14 protein-coding genes are annotated in these 17,975 nt (G+C 37.8%); 13 read left to right on the top strand and 1 reads right to left on the bottom strand.

Annotation, left to right across the window (positions count from 1 at the left end; genetic code table 11):
- Positions 1-3 precede the first annotated feature (3 nt).
- The 6 genes from prfB (at position 4) to LLS04_RS02505 (ending at position 6,509) form a co-directional block, all read left to right on the top strand.
- Positions 4-1,108, top strand: a protein-coding gene (gene prfB / locus LLS04_RS02530; protein ID WP_323611741.1) for a peptide chain release factor 2 whose coding sequence is annotated in 2 segments (ribosomal slippage) — positions 4-75 and positions 77-1,108 — 1,104 coding nt in all. Because the reading frame shifts where the segments join, the coding sequence is not laid out codon by codon here.
- 1 nt (position 1,109) lies between these two features.
- A complete protein-coding gene (locus LLS04_RS02525) occupies positions 1,110-1,964 on the top strand; it encodes a YitT family protein (RefSeq protein WP_003774425.1) in 855 nt (284 codons plus the stop codon).
- A 75-nt stretch (positions 1,965-2,039) separates the two neighbouring features.
- On the top strand, positions 2,040-2,729 hold the full coding sequence (gene ftsE / locus LLS04_RS02520) for a cell division ATP-binding protein FtsE (protein WP_003774426.1): 690 nt from the start codon (positions 2,040-2,042) through the stop codon (positions 2,727-2,729).
- On the top strand, positions 2,722-3,627 hold the full coding sequence (gene ftsX / locus LLS04_RS02515) for a permease-like cell division protein FtsX (protein WP_115355107.1): 906 nt from the start codon (positions 2,722-2,724) through the stop codon (positions 3,625-3,627). Before ftsE ends, ftsX begins: the two co-directional genes overlap by 8 nt.
- On the top strand, positions 3,624-4,928 hold the full coding sequence (locus LLS04_RS02510) for a murein hydrolase activator EnvC family protein (RefSeq protein WP_323611740.1): 1,305 nt from the start codon (positions 3,624-3,626) through the stop codon (positions 4,926-4,928). The genes ftsX and LLS04_RS02510 overlap by 4 nt, the downstream gene beginning before the upstream one ends.
- Positions 4,929-5,033: 105 nt before the next feature.
- Positions 5,034-6,509 carry a murein hydrolase activator EnvC family protein gene (locus LLS04_RS02505; protein WP_323611739.1) on the top strand — a complete coding sequence of 492 codons (1,476 nt, stop codon included), beginning with the start codon at positions 5,034-5,036 and terminating at the stop codon, positions 6,507-6,509.
- Positions 6,510-6,563: 54 nt separating this feature from the next.
- On the opposite strand, the gene LLS04_RS02500 is transcribed toward LLS04_RS02505, so the two are convergent.
- Positions 6,564-7,115, bottom strand: coding sequence for an LOG family protein (locus LLS04_RS02500; RefSeq protein ID WP_323611738.1), 552 nt, complete (start codon positions 7,113-7,115; stop codon positions 6,564-6,566).
- Between the two features lie 147 nt (positions 7,116-7,262).
- Here LLS04_RS02500 and LLS04_RS02495 point away from each other — a divergent pair, with 147 nt between their 5' ends.
- From LLS04_RS02495 to LLS04_RS02465, 7 genes are all read left to right on the top strand, one after another.
- Positions 7,263-8,768 (top strand): S41 family peptidase, encoded by a 1,506-nt coding sequence (locus LLS04_RS02495; protein ID WP_323612130.1) that lies wholly within the window; start codon positions 7,263-7,265, stop codon positions 8,766-8,768.
- Positions 8,758-10,749 (top strand): excinuclease ABC subunit UvrB, encoded by a 1,992-nt coding sequence (gene uvrB / locus LLS04_RS02490; RefSeq protein WP_323611737.1) that lies wholly within the window; start codon positions 8,758-8,760, stop codon positions 10,747-10,749. The genes LLS04_RS02495 and uvrB overlap by 11 nt, the downstream gene beginning before the upstream one ends.
- Before the next feature lie 169 nt (positions 10,750-10,918).
- Positions 10,919-11,767, top strand: a complete 849-nt coding sequence (locus LLS04_RS02485; RefSeq protein WP_323611736.1) for an aminoglycoside 6-adenylyltransferase — start codon at positions 10,919-10,921, stop codon at positions 11,765-11,767.
- 54 nt (positions 11,768-11,821) lie between these two features.
- Positions 11,822-14,647, top strand: a complete 2,826-nt coding sequence (gene uvrA / locus LLS04_RS02480) for an excinuclease ABC subunit UvrA (protein ID WP_323611735.1) — start codon at positions 11,822-11,824, stop codon at positions 14,645-14,647.
- A 3-nt stretch (positions 14,648-14,650) separates the two neighbouring features.
- Positions 14,651-15,604 (top strand): HPr(Ser) kinase/phosphatase, encoded by a 954-nt coding sequence (gene hprK, locus LLS04_RS02475; RefSeq protein ID WP_323611734.1) that lies wholly within the window; start codon positions 14,651-14,653, stop codon positions 15,602-15,604.
- Complete coding sequence (gene lgt, locus LLS04_RS02470) at positions 15,597-17,057, top strand: prolipoprotein diacylglyceryl transferase (protein WP_323611733.1); 1,461 nt, start codon at positions 15,597-15,599, stop codon at positions 17,055-17,057. Before hprK ends, lgt begins: the two co-directional genes overlap by 8 nt.
- The gene (locus LLS04_RS02465) at positions 17,036-17,971 is read left to right on the top strand and encodes an NAD(P)/FAD-dependent oxidoreductase (RefSeq protein WP_323611732.1); all 936 of its coding nucleotides are present in this window, start codon (positions 17,036-17,038) and stop codon (positions 17,969-17,971) included. The genes lgt and LLS04_RS02465 overlap by 22 nt, the downstream gene beginning before the upstream one ends.
- The last annotated feature ends 4 nt before the right edge of the window (positions 17,972-17,975 follow it).

Here is a 17,975-nt window from a genome sequence, read left to right as displayed (position 1 = left end):
ACGATGGAATTATTTGAAATAGCACAGATTGTTGACTCAACAACATCTGATTTGAAAGCACTTGGTGATTCACTTTGACTTAGCTCAAAAAGAAGCTAAAATCAAAGAACTCGAATCAGAAATGGTTGAAGACGGTTTTTGGGATGACCATAGACACAGTTCACAACACATTCAAAAGCTGAATCAATTAAAAAAAGTCGTTGAAACACATAACGATTTACTCGAACGATTGATGTCATGCTCTGACAGTATTCTTTTATTAAAAGAAGAAGCGGATGAGGAGTTTCAGAACTCACTAGAAGTAGAAGTTAAAGAAATCCAAAAAGAAATGGAATCTTTCTCAGTACTTGTACTTCTTAGTCATGATTATGATCAAAAAAATGCAATTGTTGAAATTCATCCGGGTGCCGGAGGAACAGAGAGCCAAGATTTCGCAGAAATGCTTTATCGTATGTACACACGATGGGCGCAAGATCATGGTTTTAAAATCAGTGTTCTTAACTATCTTGATGGTGACGAGGCCGGATTAAAATCTGTTTCTTTTTCAGTATCGGGTATGTTTGCCTACGGTTATTTAAAAGCAGAAAAAGGTGTTCATCGTCTTGTTAGAATCAGTCCTTTCGATTCATCTGGACGACGTCACACTTCCTTTGCATCTGTAGATGTAGCACCTGAATTTGACAACAGTATTGAAATTACCATTTTACCGGAAGACATCGATGTCGATACGATGCGTGCTACCGGTGCTGGGGGTCAACATGTTAATAAGACAGACTCTGCAGTACGGATAACACACAAAAAAACAGGTATCGTAGTAACTTGTCAAGCAGGAAGAAGTCAACTTCAAAATAGAGAAGAAGCATTAATGATGCTGAAAAGCAAGTTGTACCAACGAGAAATCGAAGAAAAGCAAGCACAGCTTGCAGCAATAAAAGGTGAACATAAGTTAATCGAATGGGGTTCTCAAATTCGTTCTTATGTAGCTCACCCTTATACAATGGTTAAAGATCATCGCACTAAATTTGAAACAAGCCAATATGGTGACGTATTAGATGGTGACATTGATGATTTTATTGAAGCATTTTTGAAAATGAATGTAGGAGTATAGAATGGATCGTATAAAAGAACATTTAAGCGACTTGCTATTTTTACTTCTAGGAAACTTTGTACTCGCGGTAGCAGTAACGTTTTTTATACTACCCAATAATATTCTTTCTGGGGGCGTATCGGGAGTATCCGTTGCGCTTTACCCTTTTTTAGGGATTGAAAAAGAATTGATGATTAATATTATATATGCATCGTCGTTTTTATTAGGGTTGGTTTTCTTAGGTAAGCGATTTGCGATTAAAACGCTAGCGAGCACAATATTATCCCCGCTGTTAATTAATATTCTATCATCTGTTGGTTATGCTCCAGAAGTAGACCCAATTCTTGCCTCTATTTTTGGAGGAGCACTCATGGGAGTTGGATTAGGATTAACATTTAGAACGGGCGCAAGTACTGGTGGTATGGATATTCCACCATTAATTCTATCGAAATATACAGGAATCAAGGTTTCTGTATGGATTGCACTCATTGATACCATTACAGTTCTTTTGGGACTTAAAAGTTATGGCTTAAATAATGTTTTAATTGGATTTTTATCAATATTTACCTCAGCAATAGCGATTGATAAGATTCAGATGATTTCTGGTGAACAAGCTAAACAAGTGTTTATCATAACAAATGAGGTTAATGAAGTTTTAAATCGAATTCATACTATGATTGATCGGGGATCAACACGTATTCCTGCAACAGGTGGCTATACAAATGAATCTCGAGAAATTATTTTAACAGTATTAATGAAAGACCAATATGTTGAACTCGAACGTCTTGTTAAAGAGGTTGACCCAAATGCATTTTTGATCGTGTCAGATGCAACAGAAGTTCATGGAAAAGGTTTTATGAAGGCTTCAATCACATAGCCTACCATACTTTTTCACATTAAGGTCATAAACGGTGTGGTATAATAACACATGATAAAAGGAGTGAGTTGATCGATGTTATATTTCGAAAATGTATCAAAACAGTATAAAAACGGTGTTAACGCGCTCTATAATATTAATCTTGGAATTGAACAAGGCGAATTTGTTTATATTATTGGACCAACAGGTTCAGGAAAATCAACGATGATTCGTCTTTTAAATGGTGAAGAAATACCTACTAAAGGAACCGTAAAAGTTGGGAAATTTAATGTAGGTAAATTAAAACACTCGAAAGTGCCGTTGTATCGACGACATATCGGAGTAGTATTTCAGGACTTTAAATTATTAGAACGTAAAACAGTATTTGAAAATATTGCTTTTGCACTTGAAGTTGTAAACACGCCACGCGTTGAATTGCGTAAGCGCGTACGAGAAGTTTTAAGACTTGTTGATTTAACTGAAAAAGCAAATGCGTATCCAAATGAATTATCAGGAGGTCAACAACAACGTGTTGCGATTGGCCGAGCTATTGCAAATAGACCTAAGGTTTTAATTTGTGATGAGCCTACAGGAAATCTTGATCCGGATAAATCCACGGAAATTATTCATTTATTAGAACGTATTAATCAAGAAGAAGCAACAACAGTCGTAATGGTCACACACGATGTTGAAATTGTTAATAAAAATAAAAAACGTACAATTGCTTTAGATGAAGGTCACTTAGTGGCTGATTTGACTGCGGGAGGATATATCAACCATGGGTAGAGTCTGGCGTCATATCAAAGATGGTATTACAGGTGTTACACGACACTTTGCATTATCACTATCAAGTATTTCATCAGTTACTGTGACACTGTTATTAATGTCTATATTTCTATTTTTAAGTGTAAATATTAGTACAATCACAAGATCAATGGAGCAAAGTGTTCAAATTCATGCTCAGATTTCAAATGATTTTGAAGAAAAGTCACAGATTAATGAGATTCAAAAACAGATTGAACAATTACCTGAAGTTTTAGATGTTAAGTTCTCTTCAAAAGAAAATGAACTGGATGCATTTATTAGAGCTAATGATTCAGAAGATGCAGAAAGCCTTTATGGTGGGTATCGTGGTGAAAACAATCCGATGTTAAATGCCTTTTTGATCAATGCAAAATCAGGTGATGAAATTAAAGATTTATCAAATAAAATTGCAAAAATCGAAGGTGTATACAAAACAAGTTACGGTGGAAGTGGAACGACTGATTTCCTTGGTATGCTTGAACAAGTTCGGAATGTTGGATTTATTATCGTAGTCACACTTGCTGTGATTGCAGTATTTTTAATTTCAAATACGATTCGTGTATCAATTCATTCACGTCGTCGTGAAATTAGTATTATGAGAACGGTCGGAGCAACCAATTGGTACATCCGTTGGCCGTTTATCATCGAGGGGATGGTAATTGGATTATTGGGAGCAATAATTCCAATTGTTATATCGATATTTGGATATCAATACTTATATCAAGCAACAGGCGGTATTCTAATATCGCAAATGTTTAAATTGGTTGCGGTCTATCCATTATCACTACAAATCTCAGGGATTCTCGCTTTAATTGGAATCGTTGTAGGAGCATTGGGAAGTCTCTTCTCAGTGGGTAAATTCTTAAGGTGGTCACGATGAAAAAAATTTTCAGAAATGTTATAATCATATTAGTAGTTGTATTGATGCTTGCTGGGGTGTTGGCACCCGTTTTTGTTACGGTTCCAATTTATGCTGAAGATATTGAATCACTAGAAAATTCAATTGTAGAACGTGAGAAGGAACTCATTGCACAAAAGTCGAAACAGGCTAATATTAAAGAACAACTTTCTGAAGAAGTCGCAAAGTTGGATGATTATCGCCAACAAATTAAAAATCTTGAAGCTGAAATTGAGTCTATGAAGACTGCAATCGCAACTTCTGAGGAAGAAATTAAACGTCTTCAAGCAAGTATTGAAGAAAGAGCAAAAAAGATTAAAGAAACCGAAGAAAAGGTTAAGGGATATATGGTCAATGCCCAATCCTCTACTCGTGTTAATGGATATTTCGAATTTGTAATGGGAGCTGCAGACTTTGCCGAGATGGTTCGTCGTCTTGAAGGTATGGGAGCAATCAAGCGTTATAATGAAGATTTAATTCGTGAAATGAATGAAATTAAAGCAGAGTTAGAAGCGGATAAAGCAAAACAAGAAGAAGAAAAACAAGCAATTGTACTTCGTAAAGAAGCTTCAGAACTTCAAAAAGAAGAAGCGAAACTTCTTGAAGAGCGAGTTCGTGCTGTTATTTCTGAACTTCACCAAAAAGAAAAAGAAGCTCAGGAACAAATCGCAAGCATCAATGATAAGAATAAAGCGGATGAAGAAAAGATTAAACAAATGCAAATTCCATCTACTCCTGGAACAGGCGGTAATGGGTTTACATTACCACTTCCTTCAGGCTCATTTGATGTAACGGCTGATGTTTGGCATTATCCTGCCGAATATGGTGGCAGTGCTCATGCTGGAGTCGACTTAGGTGTTAATCAGGGTACATCAGTATTTGCGGTTGGTAATGGACTTGTTGTTTCAACCAATTCAGGCTGTTATCCAGGTAACTGGAGTTGTGGTGGTGGATATGGAAACTACATTTCCTATATTGTAAATGTAGGGGGACATAACTACGGTATTCTTGTGGCCCATCTATCGAGCGTATCTGTATCACGAAATCAAGTTGTTTCCGCTGGAAGTCTAATTGGATATTCTGGAAACACAGGTGCTTCAACTGGACCACATCTTCATGTTGAGACCATTGACATGGGACCTGGAACAGTTCTAGATGCTTGGAATCGCTGGAATGGTGACCCTCAATTTGGAACAGGACCGGCCTCTTATGGTGGTCGGCGTTGTGATCAAGGCTATGGTGTACCATGCCGACTTTATCCACGTCAAACATTAGGAATTTAATTATAGAAAAAAGTACAAATATACGTTTGTACTTTCTTTGCCTAGGATCCTACTCGTCTATGATTTGTTCATAGTTCTGCACTATTACGAAATAGGAGTAATTGTATGAAAAAAATAATCAAAAATGGACTGTGTATATTTCTTGCCTTGTTTGTACTTGGTGGAACGCTAACACCTGCTCTTAGTACAACGGTGTTTGCTGTGTCATCAGAGACGACAAAAGAACAAGAAGAACGACGCGCACAAATTGAAGAAAACAAGAAAAAATTAAGTGCGCTTGAAGGATCTCAAAAGGATATTAAGGCAAACTTAACTGAGGAAATGAAAAATCTCAGTGGATATAAAGAACAAATTGCCAGTCTAGATGCGAAAATCAAAGAAATTGAAGGAGAAATCCGTGTTTCAGAGGCACAAATCGTGCAACTGCAAAAATCTATTGATGATCGCCAAGCAAAAATTGAGGAGACTGACGTTAAGGTTAAGTCCTATATGCTTAATGCGCAATCCGCAACGCGTGTTAATGGTTACTTCGAATTTATGATGACTGGCGAGGATTTTTCGCAAATCGTTCGACGATTTGAAGTGTTAAGTTCAATCAAACGTTATAATGAAGAACTAGTACGATCAATTTACAAGATTAAACTTGAACTTGAGGCAGATAAAAAACTTCAAGAAGTTGAACGTGAAGAAATTAAACTCCACAAAGAAGATATTGAACTTCAAAAAGAAACTGCAAAAATATATGAGAAACATGTTGAAGAAATTGTAAAAGAACTTCAAAAACAAGAAGCAGAGTTACAAGATGAACTTGATGAAATAAAATATGTTAATGCGGATCATGAAAGTCAAATTAAAGCATTAGCTGAACAGCTCGCAAATGAACTTGCACAAGAACAAAACAATAATAATTCAGGTTCAGAGGGTTCAAATGGTGGCGAGTCATCGGGAGAATCTTCAGGAAACGGTTCTACGGGTGGTGAATCGAGTGGAGGGGGATCTACAGGAGGGGGATCCACAGGTGGTGGATCTACAGGTGGTGGTTCAACCAGTGGTTTTTCACTTCCTTTAGACCCCGGAGTTTATCGTGTTGGAAATAGTGTTTGGGCTTATGAATGGGGTTCACCTCATATGGGTGTAGACTTAGAGGTCTATTACGGTAACAATGCTCGATCTGTAGGAACCGGAATGGTTGTTGCTACAAATTCAGGGTGTTCTGAAGGTAATTGGAACTGTGGTGGAGGGTATGGAAACTATATCTCTTACCTGGTTCATGTTAACGGTCAAAATTACGGAATTTTATTTGCCCACTTGAGTGCTGTATACGTTTCGGAAGGACAGATTGTTCATCCAGGTTCAGTCCTTGGATTAACAGGGAATACGGGAGCGTCAACAGGACCTCATTTGCATGTGGAAACAATTAATATGGGTGGTGGATCCATTTATGATGCCTGGAGTCTATGGGCTGAGAACAGTACCATGAACTTTGGAACGGGTTCCGCAAGTAGTGGTGGTCGAAGATGCGATCAAGGATATGGTGTACCATGTCGCTTACATCCGCAATCCACACTAGGACTTTACTAAAACAAAATAAAACTGAGCCTCTTGAGCTCAGTTTTATTTTGGGATAAATATCAATTACTTCTTCGCAAAGTGAGATTCCATTTTATGGATAAAATCATCAAAACGCGATTCGAAAATAATGTGGTCAATCTGTTCTTTAGTTGAAAAACCAACACGTTCAGCATTATCTAGATACATTTTAATACCATCATAGTAATGGTCCACATTTAAGAATCCATAGGGTTTATGATGAATCCCAATCTGATTCCATGTTATTACTTCAAAGATTTCTTCCATCGTGCCACATCCGCCAGGAAAAGCGATAAATCCATCTGCCATCTCCATCATAGTCGCTTTACGCTCATGCATATCCTTTACAAGTATTGCTTCTGAGATTCCTTCATGGAGAATTTCTTTAGCCGCAAGAACTCTTGGCATCACACCGATAACATAGCCTCCGTTATCGAGCATTGTATCTGCAATAAGCCCCATAATTCCGACCTTTGCACCGCCATAAATAAGCTGAATATCGTTACTTGAAAAATATTTAGCGAGTCTAACAGCTTCCTCGCGATAAATTGGTAATTCTGGCATTTTTGATCCGCAAAAAACTGCAATTCGTTTCATAATCTGTCCTCCGTGATTTATTTGTGATTATTAATATTATAACATTGAATTCTAATTCCCTTATGCTAGGATTATATTAGATTACTTTTACCAAAGTCTATGTTAACGCTTGATGCTTAGACTATGGTAAACTATAACCATATTGAGGTGATTTCATTGAAAGATAAAAATAAAAAAGTAAGTATAAAACTCGAGCGTCATCGATGGCCTGATGAAATAGCAAAAGACCAACAAAAACGACGTAAGGCTTTTAAAATAGTAATTGTAATTATTGTTGCATTTTTACTTGGTACTCAATTTAATAAAATTTCAAATTTAGCTGCAGGCCCAACGGACGCACATGTCGGCGTGGAGCGTTTTGAACGTGTCTATCGTGATTTACTCGCAAGTTGGTACTTTAAAACAGATATGGAACAACCAGAATCTGAAATGATTGATAATGCGATAAAAGGGATGCTTGAGAAGAATGGGGATCAACATACCTCTTACATGACTCAAGAAGAAATGAATAATTTAAATGAATCTATAAATATGAATTTTGATGGTATCGGTGTTCAATACTACGCAGGTAATGGTGCCAACATTATCACACGTGTATTTAAAGGGTCACCTGCAGAGGGGGCTGGACTTTTAGCTGGAGATGTTCTCTCTAAAGTTGATGGTGTGGAAATAAAAACCGTCGATCGTGAAAAGATTCAAGAATTAATCATGGGAAAAGAAGGAACACCGGTTAAAGTAGAAGTCTTGCGTGATCAAAAACCGATAGAATTTGATATTAAGCGTGGAAAAATTAATGCGCTTGTATGGGGAGAAATTCGTGATGGCGTCGGCTATATCGAAATATCTTCATTTGGGAAAAATCTTGCGGATGCAACCAAACTCTATCTTGATGAATTTTTAGAACAAGGTGTGGATAAGTTAGTGATTGATTTACGTGATAACGGTGGCGGGTATCTACAAGCCATTGAAGATATTGCGCGTATTTTCTTCGATAACGATGAAGTTGTCTATAAAGAAGATTTTATGAACAATTCTGAAAAAGTTTATAAAGTATCAGATAGTGAGAAAGATCAATACCCATTCGAAGATATCGCCGTACTTATTAATGAAAAATCAGCAAGTGCTTCGGAAGTACTAACGCTTGCGCTTCAAGAAAATCGTGGTGTTAAAGTTGTGGGTGTAAATTCATACGGAAAAGGCACAGTGCAAACACAACATGAATACAGTGATAAAAGTGCGCTCAAAGTTACCATTGCAAAGTGGAATTCTCCAAAAGGAAATAATATTCATGGTACAGGCATTAAGCCCGATGTGGAAGTGAAACTTCCAGCAATTTTCTATACAAACTTTGTAGTGCTCGATGATTCTAAAGAAATTCATGTAGATACGGTCCATGAGGCGGTGGTCTACACTCAAAATGCATTAAAATTTTTAGGATATCATAACGGTCGAACCGATGGATATTATGATACCAAAACATCAGAAGCATTAATGAAATATAAAGCAGATCTAAATTTGGAAACGAATGATACAATTGATCATAGTATCCAAGAACAGTTATACAGTTCTGTAGTTTCAGAATGGTCTAGTAATCGCAATGCTCGAGATGTTCAGTTACAAAAAGCAATTGAGGTTGTGAAGAATGGCAAATAAAGAAGAACATAAATTTGAACTTGTATCTAAATTTGATCCTAAAGGCGATCAGGTTAAGGCAATCGCAGAACTTACTCAAGGGATTCTCGATGGAAAAAAGGAACAAGTTCTTTTAGGGGCTACGGGAACAGGTAAAACCTTCACGGTTAGTCAAGTGATTGCGAAGTTAAACAGACCTACGCTTGTTTTTGTACATAATAAAACCCTTGCAGGTCAACTCTATTCGGAGTTTAAGGAATTTTTTCCAAATAATCGTGTAGAATACTTTGTCTCAAACTTTGATTATTATCAACCTGAAGCTTATCTACCAGGTTCAGATACTTATATCGAAAAAAGTTCGATGATTAATCAAGAGTTGGATATGCTTCGCCATGCGGCCCAAAACTCTGTATTACAACGTCGTGATACCATTATTGTTGCATCGGTGGCGAGTATCTATGCAACTGCGCATCCAAGTTATTATAAAGAAATGTTGTATGTAATGCGTGTTGGTCAAGAAATAACGCGAGAAGATTTGATGAGAGATCTTGTAAAGCGTCAATACATCCGTAATGATATGGAACAGAGTGTGGGAACATTTAGAGTTCGTGGTGATGTAATTGAAGTGGTTCGTGGTGATCGTGATGATATTGTAGTACGTGTTGAGTTCTTCGGTGATGAAATTGATCGTATTGTTGAAGTGGATCGCATAACAGGGAATGTCCGCGAAGGGTATTTAGTGTACGATATTTTCCCTGCGAATCAGTATGCTCGGGATATGGATCAAATTCGTCCTGCAGCGCATCGAATCGAAGCTGAGTTGCATGAGCGTTTGGCTTATTTTGAATCTGAGAATAAACTTGTGGAACACCAACGACTTAAACAACGTACAGAGTACGATCTTGAGGCTTTACGAGAATTTGGGATGTGTTCGGGTGTGGAAAACTACTCAATGCATATTGACGGTCGCGATCCTAATCAAAGACCCTACACACTCTTTGATTATTTCCCAGATGATTATCTCTTTGTTGTGGATGAGTCTCACGTTTCACTACCTCAAGTTAGAGGAATGTATAATGGCGATCAGTCTCGTAAGCGCACACTTGTAGAGTATGGGTTCCGATTGCCAAGTGCAATGAATAACCGTCCAATGACTTTCGAAGAATTTACGAGTGTTCAAAAACAAACAATATATGTTTCCGCGACACCCGGTGATTATGAACTTGAAAAGGTAAATCATCAGGTTGTCGAGCAGATTATTCGCCCTACGGGTCTTTTAGATCCCACAATCGAAATTAAAAAAAGTCAGGGTCAGGTTGATGACTTAATTGATCAAATTTTAGAGCGTCGCGAACGTGATGAACGTGTTTTAATTACAACTCTTACCGTTAAAATGGCTCAAGATTTAACCAATTACCTTTTAGAAACAGGTATTAAAGTAGCCTATCTTCATCATGAAACGAAGACACTTGAGCGTATTGAAATCCTAAGAGATTTACGTTTAGGTAAATATGATGTCGTGGTGGGGATTAACCTTTTAAGAGAGGGTCTTGATCTTCCGGAGGTTAGTCTCATTGCGATTCTTGATGCCGATAAAGAGGGATTCCTCCGCTCATACCGTTCATTGGTTCAAATTGTAGGGCGTGCAGCTCGAAATTCAAATGGTCATGTTATCATGTATGCAGATCGAATCACAGATTCGATGAAAAAGACGATCGAAGAAACAAAACGAAGACGTGATATTCAAATTGCATATAATGAAAAACACGGTATTACACCACAAACGATTAAAAAAGAAATACGCGATGTCATTGCAGGTAAAGAAACCGCAGCGTTAACACATCGTATTCGTAACAATAAAGGCAAACGTAAGGATAAAAAAGCTGTGGATGAGCTTATCCAACGCCTCGAAAAAGAAATGCGAGAAGCAGCAGCGCTTCTTGATTTTGAAAGAGCAGCTCAACTCCGCGATATTGTTATGGAGATGAAAGCAAGTTTATAGACCAAGGGTACTTGGTCTTTTTTGTAGTTTGTGCGTACTCGTGAGATAATAGATAAAATAAAGTGTATCAGCGTATTGATTGAAATAGTGTATTTGTGTAGTAAAGAATGAAACTGATTTTAGGAGTTCTTTAAATTGATAATTACTTATTATCAAAAGGAGGCGGGCTATGCGAACAGAAACAGAAATTATGACACTAATTTTGGAGCAAGCAAAATTGAGTCAACATATCCGAATTGTCGCAATGAATGGTTCACGAGTGAATAAAGAAATTGAAAAAGATTCAATGCAAGACTATGATATTGCATTCATTGTGGATAATTTAGAATATTTCATCAATCATCAGTCTTGGTTGGAGCCTTTTGGGAAAGTCCTTATGATGCAAAGACCGGATGATTTTACGCTGTTTGGACAGTCAAAATCGCGCGATTATCATTACTTGGTTCAGTTTGAAGATGGAGTTCGTATCGACTTTACCTTTATTGCTATTGAAAATTTAGAGGCCTACCTTCAAGAAGACCACTTGGTAGAAATCATTCTGGATAAAGATTCCATTATATCAGGTGTCATACCGGCAACTGATCGCGACTATTGGATCAAAAAGCCAAATGAACAAAACTATCGAGATTGTATTAATGAGATGTTATGGTTATCATTTTATGTCGTGAAAGGTATCAAACGTCATGAGCCGATTTATGCGATGGACCATCTCGCATCGATGCGTCAAATGCTTCTTCAAATGATTACTTGGCAAGTTGGTTTTGAAACTGATTTCTCGATTAGTGTTGGGAAAAATTTCAAATATCTTGATCGATATATCAGCTCAAGTATGTGGGATAAGGTGCTTGCGACGTATAATTTAAGTTCAAAAGAGCAGTGTATTGTTGTTTTAGAATCGATGTTGACTATCTTTTCAGTTGTGGCTGATCGGGTGGGAGATTATGGAACGTTTGTATATGATCGTCATGAATATCATGATGTTTCAACTTATGTCTTAAAACAGATTAACGATGAGTAAAGCGGTATTGCGGAAACAAGAAACATGTTATAATTTGTTCAGTAGGTGAGAGATATGGAAAACAATAAAATTATCATTAAAGGTGCAAAAGAAAATAATCTAAAAAATATAAGCCTTGAAATTCCAAGAGATAAACTTGTAATTATGACGGGTTTATCTGGTTCTGGTAAAACGAGTTTAGCGTTCGATACGATTTATGCGGAAGGTCAACGCCGTTATGTTGAATCGCTCAGTTCGTATGCACGCCAATTCTTAGGTAATATGGAAAAGCCCGATGTTGAATTAATTGAGGGTCTTTCGCCATCCATCGCAATCGATCAAAAAACGACAAGTAATAATCCCCGTTCTATAGTTGGAACTGTAACAGAGATTTATGACTACTTGCGTCTTTTGTATGCTCGGGTGGGTATTCCTTATTGCCCAATCCATAATGTTGAAATCACATCACAAACGATTAAACAAATGGTCGATCGAATCATGTTGCTTGAAGATAAAACGCGCTTAGAAATCTTGGCTCCTGTTGTGAAAGCACAAAAAGGAGAGCATCGAGATTTATTGGATAATCTTCGAAAAGAGGGTTATGTTCGTGCCTATATCGATGGTACTTTAGTGATGCTTGATGAAGAAGTAACGCTTGAAAAAAATAATCGCCATGACATCGAAGTTGTGATTGACCGAATTGTGAAAAAAGAAGACAGTCGTTACCGACTCAGTGATTCATTAGAAACAGCCTTGAAACTTAGTGATGGCGTTGTTCTTGTGAAAAATGGCGAAGAAAACATGGTGTTTTCAAGTAATTTTGCCTGTCCTGAATGTGGATTTAGTATTGCGTCCATTGAGCCTCGTCTTTTTTCCTTTAATTCACCAATGGGAGCGTGCCATAACTGTAATGGTTTAGGAATGACCCAATCTGTAGATTTTGAATTTTTAATACCGGACTCAAGTTTATCAATAGCAGAGGGTGGAATTCGCTACTATAAAAATATCGTTAATTCACAAAACATTGAGTGGCAAACTTTTGAACATCTTATCCAATTCGCAAAAGTAGATGTGGATAAGCCAATCAGTAAACTAACAAAAAAACAGATGGATATTTTACTCTATGGAAGTATTGTTCCGGTAAAATATGTTATTGAATCACGCTCAGGTAATAGTTTTCATCGCAACGAGCCCATTGAAGGGGTTGTAAGTCTTATTGAGCGTCGTCATCGTGATACAACGTCTTCATCATCACGTGAATGGTATGGATCATTTATGGGTGAAGCAGTGTGTTCTGAGTGTCATGGTGCCCGTCTCAATCAAGAAGCTTTAAGTGTGCGTGTCGGTGAATTAAACATCAGTCAATTTACGGAACAATCCATTGGAGATGCACTTCACTTCATGGATCGTCTAGAACTTGACGAAATGAAGGCGAATATCGCGGAACTGGTGATTAAAGAAATTGTCTCTCGTCTTACATTCCTAAAAGATGTTGGGCTTGAATATTTAACTTTGGACCGTATTGCTGGAAGTCTTTCCGGAGGCGAGTCGCAAAGAATTCGACTCGCTACGCAAATTGGTTCGCGATTGACCGGTGTTCTTTATGTTTTAGACGAACCATCGATTGGACTTCATCAACGTGATAATGCGCGTCTTATTGAAACTTTAAAGAATATGCGTGATCTTGGAAATACACTTATCGTTGTGGAACATGATGAGGAAACAATGGAAGCCGCAGACTGGATTGTAGATATTGGACCGGGTGCGGGTGCTTTAGGTGGAGAAGTTATTGCGAACGGACCCCTTGCGTCAATTTTAGAAAACGAAGATTCCATTACAGGTCAGTATCTCAGTGGAAAACGAAGAATACCTACGCCTGAAAAACGCCGTAAAGGTAATAAAAAGAAAATTGAAATTATGGGTGCGGAAGAAAATAATCTCAAAGGAATCAATGTTAAGTTCCCACTTGGTACATTCATTGCAGTTACGGGTGTAAGCGGCAGTGGTAAGTCATCGCTTGTAAATGAAGTTTTAAGTAAGACGGTATATCATGCACTTGGAAAACAGCGTGTGAAACCAGGTAAACATAAGAAAATTAAAGGTCTTGAAAATATCGATAAGTTGATTACGATCGATCAAAATCCAATTGGACGAACACCACGTTCAAACCCCGCAACTTATACGGGAGTATTTGATGATATTCGTGATTTGTTTGCGAAAACACCTGAAGCGAAAATGCGTGGATACGATAAAGGTCGATTCTCGTTTAATGTGGCGGGAGGCCGCTGTGAAATGTGTAAGGGTGATGGTGTGAAGCGTATATCAATGCACTTTTTACCAGATGTATTTGTGAAATGTAGTGAATGCGACGGTAAACGATATAACGATGAAACACTTCAAGTACATTATAAAGAAAAAACAATTTTTGATATTCTCGATATGAGCATTGATCAAGCAACTGAGTTCTTTGCGCCAATTTCAAAAATTCGTAAGGGTCTTGAAACGTTACAAGATGTTGGGCTTGGATACATCAAACTGGGTCAATCAGCAACCACATTATCAGGTGGAGAAGCACAACGTGTTAAACTTGCAAGTGAACTCCAAAGACCATCAACGGGTAAGACTATGTTTGTTTTAGATGAACCTACAACAGGTTTACACAGCTACGATGTGGAAAAACTAACGGGTGTATTACAACGTATTGTGGAAAATGGTGATACCGTTGTTGTTATTGAACATAACCTAGATGTTATTAAAAATGCAGACTATGTGATTGATTTAGGTCCAGAAGGTGGCGAAGGCGGCGGTACGCTTGTTGCCTGTGGTACACCTGAAGACATTGCTCAAGTTGAAAATAGTTATACAGGACATTATCTCAAAGGGGTATTAGAAAAGGGGTAGTTTATGGAAGAAAGAGTATCGTGTAGTGTTAAGACACTTGTTGACCATTTCGGGTTCGAACAAGTAGCAGGTGATCGTGAATCATTAAGAAGACGTATTACGCTCCCAAATACAAATAGACCAGGGCTTGAATTAACAGGGTTCTATGCCCATGCAGAACCGAAGCGTGTTGTTATTATCGGTAATAAAGAATCATCATTTATCAAAACACTTGATGAATCAGAGCAAGAAGAACGCTTTGGTACAATACTTAACGAAGAAACACCATTTGCTTTGATTACAGGTGGAAACCCATGTCCACCAACACTTTGTAAAGTAGCGAATCAAAAGAACTTTCCAGTGTTTGTTACAGAACGACCAAGTTCCGATATCATGGTGGAAATCGTTACGTTCTTGGATGAAGTATTGGCCCCTACAGGAAATGTTCACGGTGTATTAATGAACGTTTTTGGGAAAGGCGTACTTATTATTGGTGAAAGTGGAATGGGTAAAAGTGAGGTAGCACTTGAATTGGTATTGCGTGGTCATGCATCGATCGCCGATGATCGTGTTGATATTACGCGTGTTAAAGATAAAATAATTGGAACTGCACCCGAGTTACTACGGAGCATGCTTGAAATTCGTGGAATTGGAATCATTGATGTAAGTCAGATGTTTGGTGTACGATCCTATCTTGAACAAGAAGAAATAAATTTTGTAATTGAGTTTACAAAATGGGATGATAATCAGCAATATTTAAGAGCGGGAATCGAAGAACAGTTACCCTATGAAGCATTAGGATTACAAATTCCGCATTTGGTGTTCCCTGTTAAAGAGGGCCGTAATATGGCTGTGCTCGTTGAATCAGCAGTGCGCGATCATATGCTTAAGCAACGAGGAATTAATAGCGCAGAGATTTTTGACGAGCGCGTAATGGATTTTATTAAACGTCAAGCAAAGGAGCATGTTGATGATTAAGTTTTTTCCAAATACTCAAACATTCGTGCAGATTGGCCCTGTAAGTATTGCGTGGTATGCAATTCTGATTATGACGGGTGCATTTCTTGCATATTATATAAGTCAACGTAACTTACTAAAGGTGGGTTATAAGAAAGACGATATTGAAGATCTATTTATGGGTTCGCTCATTGCCGGTTTTCTAGGCGCGCGTATTTGGTATGTTTTATTTTTTGAATTTAAAACTTACCTTGCTCAACCGTTACGTATCTTCGCGATTCATGAAGGTGGTCTTGCAATTCAAGGAGGCTTGATTGTGGGGGTCGCTTTCGGTTACTGGTTTACCAAACGCCGTCGTCTTAATTTTATACAGTGGGCTGATTTAATTATTCCAAATATATTACTCGCTCAAGCAATCGGGCGCTGGGGTAATTTTATGAATAAAGAAGCCTATGGACGTGTCGTCCAAGAAAGCTTCTATAATCATTTTCCTATGTGGTTTAAAGACATGATGTTTATTGATGGTGCTTTCCGTCAACCTACATTTTTCTATGAAAGTGTCGCAAACATCATCGGGTGGATTCTCATCGTTTTTGTACTTAAACGATTAAGTAAAATTAAGCGTGGTGATTTAACCTTTGCATACATGATGTGGTATGGGGCAACGCGTTTTATCATTGAAGGGTTTAGATCAGACAGTCTGATGTTTGGACCGATTCGCGTTGCGCAATTTATTTCAATTATATTTGTGGTTGTTGGTGTTGCGGGATATTTGGGGTGTTTCAAGAAATACCTCGAGCGTCCAAAACCGATTATTTTATTCGATTTTGATGGAACCATCGCCAATACACAAGCATGTATTTTAGAAACATTCCGTCACGTGTTTGAAATATACAAACCCGAATACCAATTGGATGAGCAAGAAATGAAAACATTCCTCGGACCGACACTTCACGATACGTTTAGTAAATACTTTGAAGAAGAAGAAATCGAAGACATTATTCAAGAGTACCGACGAATTAATCATGAATTACATGAAACCTATGTTGTTCCTATGGAACACGCCATAGAGCTACTAGAAGATTTAAAAAATGAAGGATATCGAATGGGTATTGTTTCAAACAAAATCACATCAACCCTTGAACTCGGAATGAAAGTTACAGGAATTAAACCCGAACTTTTTGAAGTCGTATTAGGCTGTGATTTATTTGAACCGGTTAAACCCGATCCAGCAGGCATCGATAAGGCACTTGAATTGATGAATGCAGATCGTGGACAATTAATATATGTTGGAGATACTGCTTCAGATATTCTCGCTGGACAGCGGGCAGGTTCGTTTACTATCGGATATGTATTTGATAAAATACGTGAGAAGGATTTAGAAGAAAGTAAACCGAATCGTATGATTTCGGATTTAATGGAAATCAAAGAAATATTGAAGGAGGATCACGAATGGACAATAACTATGATGTAATCATTATTGGAGCGGGTCCAGCTGGTTTAACAGCAGCCGTTTATGCAGGACGTGCAGGCTTGAAAACAGCAATGTTGGAATCGGAAGCTCCAGGTGGAAAAATGATTAAAACGGACTTGGTCCAAAATTATCCAGGTGTGGATAATATTACGGGTGTTGATTTATCAATGAAGATGTTTGAACACTCAACCGCTTATGGTACAGAATACCTTTATGGGAATGTGAATGGCATTGTTGATGAAGGGGAATTTAAAGTAATCAAAACTGAAGATGGCACAGAATACCGTGCCCATGTTGTGATTGTGGCAACAGGGACAAACGAACGTACATTAGGATTTGAAAAAGACGATGCACTCTTAGGTCATGGTCTATCTTATTGTGCTGTGTGTGATGGAGCATTCTTTAGAGATAAAAAAGTAGTTGTTATTGGTGGAGGAAACTCCGCACTTGAAGAGGCTGTCTATTTAACACAGTTTGCTAATGAAGTTAATCTTGTGATTCGAAGAGATGTGTTCCGAGGTGATGATTCAGCGCAACGCCAAGTATTTAATAACGAAAAAATTAATATCATTAAAAAACATATTCCAGTGGACTACATCGATAACGATGGGAAGTTAACGGGTATGAAGTTTGAACATGTTGAAACTGGAGAACCGCTTGTAATTGATACAGATGGCGTCTTCCCTTATATTGGAGCGATTCCAGCAACAGGGTTCTTAAAAGATTTAAATGTTCTCGATAACGAAGGTTATTCGATCGTTAATAACCAACTTGAAACTGCAATTCCAGGTATCTTTGGAGCAGGGGATGTTATTCAAAAACATTTACGTCAAATTGTTACAGCAACAAGTGATGGTGCAATTGCAGCGCAAAATGCATTTCACTATATACAAGATCTTAAATCTAAGGCATAGCCTT

Origin of the sequence: Erysipelothrix enhydrae, assembly GCF_035066605.1 — a bacterium.
Classification (GTDB): domain Bacteria; phylum Bacillota_I; class Bacilli_A; order Erysipelotrichales; family Erysipelotrichaceae; genus Erysipelothrix; species Erysipelothrix amsterdamensis.
Note: the sequence above shows the minus strand (reverse complement) of the source record. Positions and strands in the feature narration are given on the sequence as shown.